Raw genomic sequence first — 13,297 nt, 5'->3', positions numbered from 1 at the left:
TGACGGGCCTGGAGCTTTAGATTAGGGATGGTCTGAGCAACCTGCCGTAGCCGAAGTGAGCAGGGCACGGCCGCTGCGGCCGAGCACATCCGAGAGTACGCGCCCGCCTCCAACACTGCGATGGCTGTGCTGAAAACGGCGTTGGAATTGCGATTCGTTTCATCTTGTGAAATCAAAGAATGCTGATCAGGCCGGAGCCACAATGCCATCGTCAATGGCGAGGTCGACCCCGAGCGACTCGCGGCGCTCGCCCAGGCACCGCCCGAAAGAAGCACGCCGAGTTGCGTGAGGTGCTGCGCGGACGCATTACCGACCACCACCGCACGATGCTGAAACTGCACCTGGAACATCATTGGCGCACTGGAGCACACCCTGGCCGAACTCGACGCCGTCGTGGGAAAAGCGTTGGCGCCGATCCGACAGCGCGCTCGCCTACTGACCACGATCCCCGGGGTTAGCGACCTGACCGCTCAAGTCCTCTTGGCGGAGATCGGCGTCGACATGACGCGCTTTCCGGATGCCGGCCACCTGGTGTCCTGGGCAGGGCTGTGCCGCGCAACGACGAGAGCGCCGGCAAGCGGCGCAGCACTCGCGTGCGCAAGAGTGGCACCTTGCTCAAGACCGCCCTGGTGACGAGGCCTGGGCTGCGGTATGGGTCAAAACCAGCTACCTGCACGCTCAGTTCCTGCGCATCAAGGCCCGCCGCGGTGGCAAGAAGGCCATCCAGGCCGTGGCCGCCTTCATGCTCACCGCCGCCTACCGTATGCTCCGCGATGGTGTTGAGTACGCCAACCTTGGCTGCGATTACTTCAACCGTCACGACGTCAACAAGACCATCCGCCGCCTGCTCAAACGCCTCGCCAACCTCGGATGTCAAGTGGATCCCATGCCCCATGGTGTGTTTAACGCTTCCTACTAGGTAGTCAGTAGCCGCTGGGCTTGCGCACCTGCACCTCGACTTGCTTGACCGACTGCTGCGCGCGCGGCATGCCGGTGAATGACGAGCGCGGTGGCTCGTCCAACGTGCTCTGGAACTCGTAGGCCATCGTGCCAGGCGGATGCAACGACGCCGACACGAGCATAGAAGCCGCAGCCGTGTGCGACCATTCCCGCCGACTAAGACGGTCTGATCGGCGGCTTTGCTCCCTATTGCTGCACCACTCCCGCAGGCAACTTCGGAGTCTCGATCTTGTCTCGCGCTGAGAGCTTCCACGGCAGTGCGAACAACACGAGAAGGGCCGCGATCATCATGCTGCCTCCGATGGTATAGAGAGCCATTTCGGTACTCCCGGTGAGTTCTTTCACTTTGCCGACGAGATAGGGGCTGATCGCTCCGCCGAGATTGCCCACGGAATTGATTAGCGCGATGCCACCTGCCGCGGCGGGCCCGGCAAGCACCTTGGGCGGGAAGGTCCAGAATACGGGCAGGCAACCGATGGTCCCGATCGCGGCCAGGGAAAGCGCGCACATTGCCATGGTGGTGTCTCCGCCAAACGTGGCCGAGAGCCCATACCCGGCACTTCCCACCAGCAGCGCGATGCCCATGTGCCTCTTACGCTCGCCGGTCCGATCCGAGCTACGACCCACCATGACCATGGCGATGCCCCCCGCTGCATAGGGGACGGCCGTCAGAAAGCCAATCGTCACCTTGTGCGTGACGCCGGTCTGCTTGATCAGTTCCGGCAGCCAGAACGTCAGTCCCCACAATCCAATAAGCGTGAACAAATAGACGGTGGCAAGGAATAGCGTTTCTGGCTGACGTAGTGCCCGGCCAAAATGGTGCTCCCGGTGGCTGGCTCGCGATTCATGCGCCAGGTTCCCCTCGATGGCATGCTTCTCGGCTGTCGTAAGCCATTTGGTGGTTGCCGGGCGGTCTGGCAAGTAGAAGAGGACTGCCACGCCCAGCAGCATGGTGGGAATTCCTTCCAGTACGAACAGCCATTGCCATCCCGGCATGTGCCCCACGCCGTCGAAGACAGTCATCACGAAGCCGGCAATCGGGCCGCCGACAACACCTGACAACGGCACAGAAGTGAGGAACAACGCGTTGATCTGCGCGCGCTTCTTGGCGGGGAACCAGTAGGTGAAGTAAAGCATCACGCCCGGCATGAACCCGGCCTCCGTCGCACCGATCATGAAGCGCAGCGTATAGAACCAGAACTCATCGCGTACGAACATCATCATGGCCGAAGCCAGCCCCCATGAAATCATGATGCGGGCAATCCACCGTCGCGCGCCGACCCGCTCGAGGATGACGTTGCTGGGTATTTCAAACAGGAAGTAACCGATAAAGAAGATCCCCGCGCCAAGCCCATAGGCGGCATCCGAGAACCCCAGATCGCTCTGCATCTGCAACTTCGCAAAGCTGATGTTGACGCGGTCCAGATAAGCGAACACGAAGCAGACCGCGAGGAACGGAATGAGACGCCAGGTCGCCTTACGATAGGCGCTGGAGTCAATGGATGGGGCTTGCGCAAGCGGTAGCTCGCCCAAGTCAGTCGTCTTAAGCATGGGTTGTCTCCGGTGTCTTGTAGTGGTTGGTTGGGGATCTACGGCTGCCACCCCGTCATCCCCAGTTTGTCAGTTCCCATCAGCCTGGGACCTTCATGGCCTCCTTCCACAGGCCCACGGACGAAAAGCCCGGCCCCCCATCGTCGGGGTGTACCCGCCGACCGAATCCATCGTGAAGATCCAGTCCTCGCTGAAACCATTTCGCGATGGGGTCGTCGTCCTCCAGAATCTTGAAGTTCGTGGCCAGCCGGCCCCACTGAAACGCGGCCAGCACGATGTAGTCCGCATGCCCCGGGGTGCCGCCACAAATCCAGGGCTGCTTGTTCAGCGTCAGGCGAATCGGGTGGATTGCCTTCCTGAAAGCCTGCACTGTTTGTTCACGGCTGGCCTGGGCCTCTTCCAGGGTGCAGCCCAGCATCTCCTCGCGGGTGCGGCGGAAGTAGGTCCGGTCGTACGGGTCCATCCGATCGAACACATCGCGCGACACCAGTCTGAGCATCGTTGGATGGATCACCTTATCGGTAAAGCATTCGACAAACCGCACCGCACCGCGGGCCGGCGGACAGCCAAATAACGCAGCGCGATGCGGATACATTTCATCGAGAAATTCCGCGATGTTCCAACTGTCCTCGACGAACGTCTCGCCCACCCGGATCGCCGGCACTGTTCGCTGGAACCCACCAAGTTCCCCGATGTCAGGAAAACCAATCTGTACCGATTTGAACGACAGTTCCTTGTGGCTGAGGCCCCAGCGCGTTCTCCAGCAAAAAGGGCTAAAGCGCGTGTCGTCCGCGGCCGCCAGCTCGTAGAGAATCACGTCCTCAGTCACGCTTGCACCTCTTCCCTGCGCCCGGCATTGTTTTGGCGGGCCAGTGCCAGAATGCGCTGCGACGAGCGAAGCACGGGCTTCTGCAGCATTAGGCCGTTGAGCACCGCCAATCCTGTCTCACCGCTCTGCCTGAACGCCTCCACCGCCAGCTCTGCGTTAGCCACCTCTTCTGCGGAGGGCGTGAAGTACTCGTGGACGATCGGAATCTGCGTCGGATGAATGCAGGCTTTTCCGGTGAAGCCCAGCTCCGCCGCATGGGCGGCGGCGGTGCGCAAGCTGTCTACGTCCTCGAGATGGATATGGGGCACGTCCATGGCGTCGAGTTCGAACGTCGCCGCAGCATGCGCCATCCGTGAGCGCGCATACAGCAAGGCCTTAGACGTGCGCTTGCACCGCAGATCAGCCGAGAGATCTACCTCGCCAAACAGCAGACATGCCATGCGCGGACTGGCGCCGGCGATCTCGAAAACATCCTCGAGTCCGCGGTTCGTTTCCAGTGTCACGTAGAACTTGATGGAAGCGGCTGCGCCCTGCAGCAGTTCCTCGAGCAGCTTGACCTCCGAGGCGGAGCGGACCTTGGTCATCATCACGGCATCGGGCACGTGCTTTAGCCGAGCGATCGCATCGACATCGCGCAGGCCATGCACGGTGTCCAGCGAATTAATGCGCAAAACCCGCTCGCACCCGTTCGGGTTCGACTCAGCAAACAGCGGCAACGCGAGACTGCGCGCGTCATCCTTGTGATCAATCGCCACGGCATCCTCCAGGTCCACGCAAACCACATCGGCTTGCGAGGCGAAGGCCTTCTTCGCACGATCCGGGCGCAGACCCGGTACGAAGAGCATGCTGCGACGCGGAATGGGCTGTACTGCCTTGTCCATGAGTTGTCTCCATTTCGGTTTGAGGTGCGCTCACTTTAGGAACGGCAGTACCATTGGTACAGTGACAGTTTTTTCACTAAATGACTGGTACAGTTTGCCAGCCCCGAGCCACACAAATGACGCGCTACCTTGAGATCGCCGAAGACATCGCTAGACTGATTGAGGCCGGCTCGCTACAGCCTGGCGATGCCTTGCCGTCCGTCCGAAAGGCCGCCGAAGAGCGCAAAGTGAGCAAGAACACGGTCGTCCAAGCCTATTCGTTGCTTGAGGCCCGGCGGGTGATCGAGGCCAAGCCACAATCCGGCTTCTATGTGCGCGCAACCGCACTAGACGTACCCAAACTGCCACGGACTGGCCTGACACGGCCAAGCGTGGTCCGCGTCGGGAAATCCGACCGTCTTCGGGAAACGCTCGGCGACCTGGTCAGCGCGCGGGTGACCTCGCTGGGTTCCTCGTTTGTCGACCCATCCCTATTTCCGATCCAGAGCTTGAATCGAGCGCTGAGCGCCAGCAGCCGGCAAGGTAGCTACGCCAAGACACTGGTGGACCTGCAGTTGGGACTGCCCGCGCTGCGCCGGGCGATCGCCCAGCGATATCTCGAACTGGGCTACGCCGTGCCAATGGACGAGATCGTCATCACCTGTGGGGGAATGGAAGCCATCAGTCTGTCATTGCAGGCCCTCGCCCGCCCGGGCGACCTCGTGTTGATCGACTCCCCAATGTTCTTCTCTGGTCTCCAATTGCTAAAGCAACTAGGCCTCTCCGCCCTGGAAATGCCAACGGATCCGGAAGCCGGCCTGGACCTCAGCGTGTTGGACAAGACGTTGTCTCGACATAAAGTCTCCGCATGCCTGCTGATGACGAATTGCCAGAATCCACTGGGGTTCTCGATGTCGGAGTCCAAAAAGCGGGAGCTCGCCAAGTTGCTGCGGAAACACGATGTCCCGCTGGTCGAGAATGACGTGTATGCCGAGTTGCAGTTCGATCTGCAACGCAGCCGCGCGGCCAAGGCCTTCGACACGCAAGGCACCATCCTGCATTGCGGCTCCTTTACCAAATGCTTGGCACCGGGCTTCAAGATTGGATGGGTGGCTGCGGGAAGGTACCGAGAAGCCATCGCGAACCGGAAGTTCGCGACAACGCTTGGCACATCCGTGCCTCCGCAAGCGGCGATTGCCTATTACCTTCTGCATCACGCCTATGAGCGCCACCTCCGGAGCCTGCGCCAGCAGCTCCAGTCGCGCGTAAGCCGGATGTCCGAAGCCGTCTTCGAGCACTTCCCTGTCGGCACAAGGGTGTCTCGACCGCAGGGCGGATTCGTCCTCTGGATCCAGATGCCAGATGATGCCGACTCTCAGCAACTGTTCGAACTTGCCGCCGCCAAGGACATTGGCATCGCGCCTGGCCCGATCTTCTCGGCGCGAGAAGGGTACCGAAACTTCATCCGTCTCAACTGCAGCCACCCCTGGTCTGATTCCCTTGACAGCACGCTGCATTGGCTGGGCCAAAGCGTCAAGGCGATGTGTCGCTAGGCGGGCGCCGGGCACCACCACAATGCCCGCCGCCTAGGACGACGCAAGCTGGTCGCCACAGGCCTGCGTTACCGTCTCGCGAAATCGCTCAATCAGCGCCGAGGGCCGGTCCGTACGCCAGACAAACTCCCAATCCTGGCGGATCCGAAGATCGTCGAGCGAGAGAAACGACACCGTCGAGGGCGCTCGGTCACGCGCCGACTCCGGAAGTATGGTGCACCCCATTCCTGCGGCCACCAGTGATAACATCGAACCGGCGTCAACGCCGTGAACCACGGCGCGGGGCGTGAACCCAGCGTCGAAAAAACAGTGAATCAACTGGTCGTGCCAGGTGGGGGCCGCGCTGCGCGGCAGCCACACGAACTCCACATCCTGCAGATCCCGCAGTACCTTGGGCCGGCCCGCGGCCCAGTTCCAATCCGATGGGTACGCCAGCAGCATCGCATCCGAGAAGACCGGCATGCCCGCCAAGGTCGGATCGTCAACCGGCCGGAACAGGAGGAATCCCGCATCCAGTCGCCCGCTACGCAGCAACTCCAACTGCGCGTCTGAGAGCAGATGATGCAGCGTCAAGGCGACGCCAGGCACAGCCCGGTGATAGGCCCGCAGGATGCCAGCAATCCTGGGCGGCAGGCTTTGCATGACCGGCAGGCCGATGGACAAATGCCCTACTTCGCCGCGACTTGCACGCTGAACGCGTAGCTTCGCCGCGGCCTCCTCCTCCAAGATTTTCCGCGCATCCACGAGTAACTGCTTTCCCGCTTCGGTCAGGCGGATGCCTCGTGCGGACCGCTCCATCAGCGTGGCGCCCAGATCCTGCTCAAGCGTCTGCATCTGCCGAGTCAGCGCTGGCTGGGCGATGTGAATCGACTCCGCGGCAAGGGTGATGCTCGCATGCTCGGCCACCGCGATGAAGTAGCGCAATTGTCGGAGTTCCATAGCGATACCGTTCCGGCATGGGAGGCATTGTCAAACAGTATTTTACTGCATACCTCGCGTCTCCTAGCATCGTCAGCAAGCCCCCAGCTCCACCGACAAGCGTTGATTGCACTGACTAACAAGAGGGGCATTTCATCCGACAAAGGAGACAAATTAATGCTGCTCAATCTGAACCATCGGGTCGGTGTCCTTACCGCGATGGCAGCGCTTTCGCTATGCGCTCCAGCGGTCGCTGCCACGCCGAGTTTCCCCGCCAAGCCGATCACACTCATGGTGCCCTATCCGGCCGGCGGGACTTCCGATGCGCTAGCGAGAGCACTGGCAAAGACGATGGCCGCCGAGCTTGGCCAGCCGGTCATTGTCGAGAATCTCGGCGGCGCCAGCGGGGCGATTGCAGCGCGCAAAGTACTCAACCTGCCGGCCGACGGCTACTACATTTACGTCGGATCGCCAAACGAGCTGATCCTGGCGCCATTGGTCATTGGGTCCGCCAAATTCACCAGTGAAGAATTCCGGATGGTCCAGAAGGTGGGCGACCTGACGCTAGCGGTGTTAAGTCGAGGCGACCTGCCGGTTGCCAATGTTGATGAGTTGGCGCAGTACGCGGCCCAGCGTGCCAAGTCAGGACACCCGCTGACCTATGGCAGCGTCGGCGTCGGCTCTCTTTATCATCTGCTGGGGGAGAAGTTTTCCCAGTCTATCGGGACACCACTGCTTCACGTCCCCTACAAAGGCGGCACGCCCATGACACTTGATTTGGTGGGCGGGCAGATCGATCTGTTCCTGGGCGCGCTCGGGACAAACTCTGCCGGGTTCATTCGTGACAAGAAGATCAAGATGCTGGCGGTGGTCTCCCCGGAACGCAGCGCCGAATTCCAGAACGTGCCGGCCACTGCTGACGCTAAATCGCTGAAAGACTACTCCTACAGCCTCTGGGTGGGGCTCCTGGTCAAGAAGGACACACCTGAGCCCGTGGTGAATACGCTGCGCCAGGCCATCACTGCCGCGCTGCGTGACTCAGCACTGAAGACCTCAGCCGAAAGCGCCAACGTCATCGTGGCGAAGCCGCAGTCCCTTTCTCAGGCGCAGGACGATTACTCCCGCAGCGTCGCGCAGTATCGGTCCATCGCCAAATCCATTTCGCTGCAACCCTAATCGTCATGAACCTCAAAGAAATCGCCGACGCAGAACTCGACTACATGACCGCGATCCGCCGGAAAATCCATCGGAGTCCCGAACTGTCCTTCCAGGAACAGCGAACGGCAGACCTGGTCGCCGCGGAGCTGGACGCGATCAATGTGCCATACCTGAGAGTCGGCACCCATGGAATTCTCGGCATCCTCGAGGGGAGCCGCGCGGACCGGGCCGTCGTGCTTCGCGCTGACATGGATGCGCTGCCAATCCAGGAGACCAACTCGCATCTCGCGTACGAGTCGGTGATCCCTGGCGTCATGCACGCCTGCGGCCATGACGGCCATGTCGCCATGCTACTTGGCACCGCCCGATTGCTGAAGTCGCTGCGCTCCCAACCGCGTGGGACCGTGCTCCTTTGCTTCCAGCAAGCCGAGGAAGTGGGCGGTGGCACGCAAGAGATGCTTGAGCAGTTCGCCAACCACCCTGTCGAAACCGTCTTTGGCATCCACCTCTGGTCGGAAATCGAGCGGGGAAAAATTTCGGTCGAAGCCGGTCCGAGGATGGCGGGCAGCGACGTCTTTGAGGTCGTCATTGACGGAGTGGGATGCCACGGCGCCAATCCGAATCGAGGTGCGGACCCGATCATCGCCGGCGCCGCACTGGTACTGAACGCCTCCGCCCTCCTGAGTCGAGAACTGGATCCGGCCCACGGCTTCGCCCTGACCTTCGGCAAGATTCAGGGCGGTCAGGCCGCCAACGTGATACCGGATCGGCTTGTCCTCTCCGGCACCATGAGAAACACCAACGAATCGACGCGCACGCTGATGAAGCACGGCTTTGCCCGGATGGTGAAGTCCACGGCCGAGACCCATCGCGTCCACGCCGAGCTGAAGTTCCGGAGCGCGGGCAGCAAGATCGTCCGGAATGACGAGTACTGCAGCGCCGTCGCGGAATCGGCCATTCGCCGGTTCGGGATGGAAGGCGCATTGACGCGGCAAGACACCCTCATGGCATCGGAAAACTTCGGTGACTTTCTGGCGGTCTATCCGGGGGTCTTCGCGTTCGTTGGCGCCCGCAACGAGGAGTGCGGTGCCTGCTTCCCTCACCATCACCCTCGATTCAACATCGATGAGACGTCGTTAGTAACCGGTGCCGCGCTTCACGCTGCCTACGCCATCGAGTTCCTTCAGCAGCCTAAGTAGGCGAAACGCGGAGGCGATACGCTTGGTAACGGCTCCCATATCCCTCTCGACAACACTTCGTGCCTCATGGCAGCAGCACCGCCATGAGGCACAACTGTCCGACCATGATAGGCGCGCCGGAATCGCGGCTACTTATGGGTGGCAAAATACCGGTACGCTGACCCGGGGACGAATGTGGGATAAACGCCATCCCGTAGATGGGGTTGGCAAGCACTGTTCTCTTCCTCACCTCAATTGCCGCTACAGTACTTCGACAACCATCTCAATCTCAACACAAGCACCCAGCGGGATTTGTGCGACACCAAATGCGCTGCGCGCGTGCTTTCCCTTTTCCCCGAAGACCTGCACCAGAAGCTCGGATGCACCGTTGGTGACCAGGTGCTGCTCCGTATAGTCCGGGACCGAGTTAACCAAGCTCATCACCTTGACCACACGCTTGACACGGTTGAGGTCGCCCAGATGAGCATGCAGGGTGGCAAGCAAGTCAATGGCAATCGAACGCGCAGCATCCTTGCCCTCCTCAGTGCTTAGATTTTGACCGAGCTTTCCAACCCAAGGCTTACCATCCTTGCGAGCAATATGGCCTGATAGAAAGACCGTGCTTCCACTCTGCGCCGCCATCACGTACGCAGCGGCGGGCGCACTAACGGCAGGTAGTTCAAGGTCAAGACCGGCGAGGGTATCGTACACAGATTCGTGCATGGTGTGCTCCTGTCAGCAAAAGGATAAATTTTAAGCAAGAACTACGATTCTCCAGGCCTGTTGCGTCCGGTGATGCGCTCAAGGGACAGGGGCACACGCCGCGACAGGAATGACCCGGTGACCACAGCGGGCAAGGGCTCACTGATTAGCGAGCCAGTTCTGCGGTCAAGCGACTTCCTCCGGCTACTCCGCCAGTTCCGGGCGAGCGAGCCACTCTCGGCCCTTAAGCATCCCTTGCCAGTAAAGCGGGGGCAGGACATTCGTCTTGAGCATCCATGCCACGCGAGACGGCTTTGTGCCATCGATAATCCAATCCGGAAAGGTTGGCTTAATCTTGCCGCCGTAGACGAACTCAGCCAGAACAATCTTCCCGCGCTCAACAGTTAGCGGGCAGGATCCGTAACCATCATATTTCGCCTGCCCCGTCACCCGACCTAAGCTCGCAAGCACGTTGTGCGCAACGATCGGCGCCTGCTTACGCGCAGCGGCCATCGTCTTGGCGTTGGTGGTGTTGGTTGCATCGCCCAATGCCCAAATGTTTGTGAAGCTCGTATGCCGCAACGTCGTCGGATTGACGTCGATCCATCCGGCGTGGTCAGCAAGGGGACTTGTCTTGATGAAGTCAGGCGCGACTTGCGGTGGCACGACATGAATCATGTCGAATGTCTCCTCCACAATTTGTACAGAGCCGTCCGGCATGACTCTGTTGAAGCGCGCGATTCTCCCCGGGCCGTCTATGCCAACCAAAGTATGCTGGAAACACAGATCGATCCCGTACGCCTCAACATATGACATCAATGCCGGGACATAATCTGCAACGCCAAACAGCACAGCTCCAGCGTTATAGAACCGGACAGTGGTACTGCTAAGTGTCCCCTTCTGCCTCCAGGCATCACAGGACAAGTACATCGCCTTCTGCGCTGCCCCCGCACATTTGATAGGCATCGGTGGTTGCGTAAAGAAGGCCTGGCCCCCGCGCAGACTGTTCACCAACTGCCAGGTATATGGCGCAAGATCGAATCGATAGTTGGACGTGACGCCATTGCGCCCGAGCGTCTCTGCCAGCCCTTCAATGCCTTCCCAGTTGAGCGTTAAGCCAGGGCAGACAATAAGACGTTCGTATCGGACGCGGCGTCCATAGCTCAGAACCACCTGATTCTGCTCGGGCTCGAAAGCCGATACCTCGGCCTCAATCCAGCGCACCTTCGGTGGCAGGCAGTCAACCATTCTTCGTACGGTTGCTCCGGCATCGAAAAAACCACCGCCGACCATCGTGAAGCCAGGCTGGTAATAGTGCGTCTGCGCTGCGTCGATCAGGGCAATATCGAGGTCCGGCTCACGGGCGAGTAGACTTGCGGCGACACCGATCCCAGCGGCGCCGCCGCCAACAATCACAACCGTGTGGCTGCCCTCAATCACCGTGGCTGAGGCAAGGGCGCCTGCGTCAGGGGAGCGTTGGGCGCTCAGATTCTGGGGGCTTGGAATCATGGCAGAAGTCAGGGCTCTTTTTGATTGACGAGTAGCTTCCGTCGCACAGAATCGAATGCGAACGGGAACATGACCAAGCTGGCGTGTTGGATGCCAAGCACCCACGAGACTGACCTTCCCACTGGTGGAAGGTGCGCCGCCACATATCGATGGCACGAAGGGGGATGCGATAGCGATCCACCCGGACGTGGCGGCCAAGGTCAAGGGCGCGTCGAGGGCTTCGATACGGCGACGGCACCGGCGGCCATCGAAATAGGAGACGTCACTGCCCCGAAGCCCAGGCAGGTCCATTCTGCCCAAGGCTTCGCGTCATGTGGAAGCGACGTTCTCTCCAAACACCTTGGAGGGAAATTCACAAATAGCAGGCGCCGTTCTCGACGGCGCGAGGACGTGCCGCCCGAGGATCGCCCTGCTCAGCGCCCCCGTCGGCCCGAAACGTCCAAGCTGAACGTTGCAGCGATCAAGCGGATGGTGAATCCTGCGGCACAGCGCAGCTTTCCGAGGGGCTGGTCGCTTGGCTCTGGAACGGCGCTCCCCTACCATTCAACACCAGATTCAGTTGTACGTTATCCCGCTTCTTCTCCAACCCGGAGATTACCAACGTAGCAACAGCGTTTCCGATCATGTTTGTGACCGCGCGAATCTCAGAGATAAAACGATCTACGCCGAGAATCAATGCCGCCCCCTCGATAGGAATGTGCTTGAACGTCGTTAACGTGGCCAGAAGCGCAACAAAGCTCGCGCCCGCCACGCCCGCGGATCCTTTAGAGGTCAGCATGGATACGCCAAGAAGCGTCAATTGATCGACCAGACTCATATGGACGCCGAATGCCTGAGCAATAAACATGGCACAGATGACTTGTGCCACACAAGTGCCGTCCAGATTGAACGAGTATCCCATCGGCATGACAATACCGACCACTTGCTTCGGACATCCTAGACCCTCGAGTTTTCGAATCAACTGGGGAAACACGGATTCCGATGATGTGGTGGCCAATACCAATAGGATCTCACCCTTGATATGCCCCAGTAGTCGCCACAGACTGAAGCCACTCGCCCGACAAATGGTTCCTAGTACAAACACCATGAACAAAATGGTAGCTGCATAGACGGTGATCAATAGCATTCCCAGCGAATGCAAAGTCGACAACCCGTACTTTCCGACCGAGTAACCCATGGCACCGAAGGCACCGATCGGCGCCAGGCGCATGACGATGCCTACAATTTTGAAGAAGACATCTGAGAGGCCCTCGAAGAAGCCCAGCAGCATCTTTCCCTTTTCCCCCAAGTGCGAGACACCCACTGCAAACAGGCATGAGAAAAGCAGAATCTGGAGCATATCGCCGGTAGCGAACGCTCCAATGGCGCTATTCGGAATGATGTTCAACAGGAATCCCACTAAGCCGGATTCTTTCTGGAGCTGGCCCTGATACTGCTGCAAGGCATGCGCATCGACCATTCCCACGTGCAGATTCATCATGGCACCGGGCTCGATCATATTGACCAGCGCCAAGCCGATCAATAATGCAAGCGTAGTAACAATTTCAAAGTAGATCAACGTCTTTCCGCCGATCTTGCCCAAGGCCTTGAGGTCACCAATCTGCGACGCGCCACTCACAATCGTGACAAAAATCAGTGGTGGCGTGATCATCTTGACCAACCGAATGAAGCCATCACTTAACGGCTTCAATGATTGACCAATGGTTGGGAAAAAATGCCCAATAGCAACACCTATGAAAATAGCAACGAAAACTTGAAAGTAGACGTGCTTAAAAAGCCGACGCAGCATATGGAGACTCCACTCTTCGTATCAGATGTGAGGAAGCTTGGTTGCAATGCAAAATCTGGCGATTTACTGAATTTACTGGTTAAGCGCTTGCCCCAATGGGTGGGTCCAGCCTCTCGGGGAGGCTTCGCGTGATATTCCGTGCACCATTCCTGAACAGGGCCCGCGTTACGGAATGGGGGCGGTGAGAAGGGCTTGAGTCGGAGACGCAAGCCCCGCTAGTACAACATCCCGCAAATATCTTTAATAATTATCGGGCTGTAAATAGGGCTCCAGGAGCGTGACGATCAACT

General features: G+C 59.5%; 11 protein-coding genes and 1 pseudogene. 4 read left to right on the top strand and 8 right to left on the bottom strand.

Features of this window, described 5'->3' with window-relative positions; all coding sequences use genetic code 11:
• Positions 1 to 186: 186 nt before the first annotated feature.
• Positions 187 to 919, top strand: a pseudogene (locus J8I82_RS39770) (transposase); the annotation flags it as partial.
• A 4-nt stretch (positions 920 to 923) separates the two neighbouring features.
• Here J8I82_RS39770 and J8I82_RS35165 read toward each other — a convergent pair.
• From J8I82_RS35165 to J8I82_RS35150, 4 genes are all read right to left on the bottom strand, one after another.
• Positions 924 to 1,076: a hypothetical protein gene (locus J8I82_RS35165; RefSeq protein WP_209764564.1), complete on the bottom strand. Its 153-nt coding sequence runs from the start codon at positions 1,074 to 1,076 to the stop codon at positions 924 to 926.
• A gap of 70 nt (positions 1,077 to 1,146) precedes the next feature.
• Entirely contained in the window at positions 1,147 to 2,511 is a 1,365-nt protein-coding gene (locus J8I82_RS35160) for an MFS transporter (RefSeq protein WP_209764562.1), read from the bottom strand.
• Between the two features lie 79 nt (positions 2,512 to 2,590).
• On the bottom strand, positions 2,591 to 3,340 hold the full coding sequence (locus tag J8I82_RS35155; protein WP_209764560.1) for a glutathione S-transferase N-terminal domain-containing protein: 750 nt from the start codon (positions 3,338 to 3,340) through the stop codon (positions 2,591 to 2,593).
• On the bottom strand, positions 3,337 to 4,221 hold the full coding sequence (locus J8I82_RS35150; RefSeq protein WP_209764558.1) for an HpcH/HpaI aldolase/citrate lyase family protein: 885 nt from the start codon (positions 4,219 to 4,221) through the stop codon (positions 3,337 to 3,339). Before J8I82_RS35150 ends, J8I82_RS35155 begins: the two co-directional genes overlap by 4 nt.
• 116 nt (positions 4,222 to 4,337) lie before the next feature.
• On the opposite strand from J8I82_RS35150, the gene J8I82_RS35145 reads away from it, so the two are divergent.
• Positions 4,338 to 5,753, top strand: a complete 1,416-nt coding sequence (locus J8I82_RS35145) for an aminotransferase-like domain-containing protein (RefSeq protein ID WP_209764556.1) — start codon at positions 4,338 to 4,340, stop codon at positions 5,751 to 5,753.
• A gap of 33 nt (positions 5,754 to 5,786) precedes the next feature.
• On the opposite strand, the gene J8I82_RS35140 is transcribed toward J8I82_RS35145, so the two are convergent.
• Positions 5,787 to 6,692, bottom strand: coding sequence for a LysR family transcriptional regulator (locus tag J8I82_RS35140; protein WP_209764553.1), 906 nt, complete (start codon positions 6,690 to 6,692; stop codon positions 5,787 to 5,789).
• Positions 6,693 to 6,848: 156 nt separating this feature from the next.
• Here J8I82_RS35140 and J8I82_RS35135 point away from each other — a divergent pair, with 156 nt between their 5' ends.
• On the top strand, positions 6,849 to 7,847 hold the full coding sequence (locus J8I82_RS35135) for a Bug family tripartite tricarboxylate transporter substrate binding protein (RefSeq protein ID WP_209764548.1): 999 nt from the start codon (positions 6,849 to 6,851) through the stop codon (positions 7,845 to 7,847).
• Positions 7,848 to 7,852: 5 nt separating this feature from the next.
• On the top strand, positions 7,853 to 9,028 hold the full coding sequence (locus tag J8I82_RS35130; RefSeq protein ID WP_209764544.1) for a M20 metallopeptidase family protein: 1,176 nt from the start codon (positions 7,853 to 7,855) through the stop codon (positions 9,026 to 9,028).
• A 240-nt stretch (positions 9,029 to 9,268) separates the two neighbouring features.
• Here the strand turns inward: J8I82_RS35130 and J8I82_RS35125 are convergent, their stop codons facing one another.
• From J8I82_RS35125 to dctA, 3 genes are all read right to left on the bottom strand, one after another.
• Positions 9,269 to 9,730 (bottom strand): RidA family protein, encoded by a 462-nt coding sequence (locus J8I82_RS35125; RefSeq protein ID WP_209764542.1) that lies wholly within the window; start codon positions 9,728 to 9,730, stop codon positions 9,269 to 9,271.
• A 183-nt stretch (positions 9,731 to 9,913) separates the two neighbouring features.
• Positions 9,914 to 11,218 carry an NAD(P)/FAD-dependent oxidoreductase gene (locus J8I82_RS35120; protein ID WP_245180501.1) on the bottom strand — a complete coding sequence of 435 codons (1,305 nt, stop codon included), beginning with the start codon at positions 11,216 to 11,218 and terminating at the stop codon, positions 9,914 to 9,916.
• A 460-nt stretch (positions 11,219 to 11,678) separates the two neighbouring features.
• Positions 11,679 to 13,007 (bottom strand): C4-dicarboxylate transporter DctA, encoded by a 1,329-nt coding sequence (gene dctA / locus J8I82_RS35115; protein ID WP_209764538.1) that lies wholly within the window; start codon positions 13,005 to 13,007, stop codon positions 11,679 to 11,681.
• Positions 13,008 to 13,297: the final 290 nt, after the last annotated feature.

The sequence above is a fragment of the Cupriavidus consociatus genome, from assembly GCF_017814975.1.
GTDB classification, from domain to species: domain Bacteria; phylum Pseudomonadota; class Gammaproteobacteria; order Burkholderiales; family Burkholderiaceae; genus Cupriavidus; species Cupriavidus consociatus.
The sequence above is the reverse complement of the archived record's forward strand: the minus strand, read 5'-3'. Positions and strand labels throughout refer to the sequence as shown.

Coding starts and splice junctions, on each gene's coding strand:
- J8I82_RS35135 (WP_209764548.1), top strand. CDS start 6,849: ATGCTGCTCAATCTGAACCATCGGGTCGGTGTCCTTACCGCGATGGCA.
- J8I82_RS35125 (WP_209764542.1), bottom strand. CDS start 9,730: ATGCACGAATCTGTGTACGATACCCTCGCCGGTCTTGACCTTGAACTA.
- J8I82_RS35120 (WP_245180501.1), bottom strand. CDS start 11,218: ATGATTCCAAGCCCCCAGAATCTGAGCGCCCAACGCTCCCCTGACGCA.
- J8I82_RS35145 (WP_209764556.1), top strand. CDS start 4,338: ATGACGCGCTACCTTGAGATCGCCGAAGACATCGCTAGACTGATTGAG.
- J8I82_RS35130 (WP_209764544.1), top strand. CDS start 7,853: ATGAACCTCAAAGAAATCGCCGACGCAGAACTCGACTACATGACCGCG.
- J8I82_RS35140 (WP_209764553.1), bottom strand. CDS start 6,692: ATGGAACTCCGACAATTGCGCTACTTCATCGCGGTGGCCGAGCATGCG.
- J8I82_RS35160 (WP_209764562.1), bottom strand. CDS start 2,511: ATGCTTAAGACGACTGACTTGGGCGAGCTACCGCTTGCGCAAGCCCCA.
- dctA (WP_209764538.1), bottom strand. CDS start 13,007: ATGCTGCGTCGGCTTTTTAAGCACGTCTACTTTCAAGTTTTCGTTGCT.
- J8I82_RS35150 (WP_209764558.1), bottom strand. CDS start 4,221: ATGGACAAGGCAGTACAGCCCATTCCGCGTCGCAGCATGCTCTTCGTA.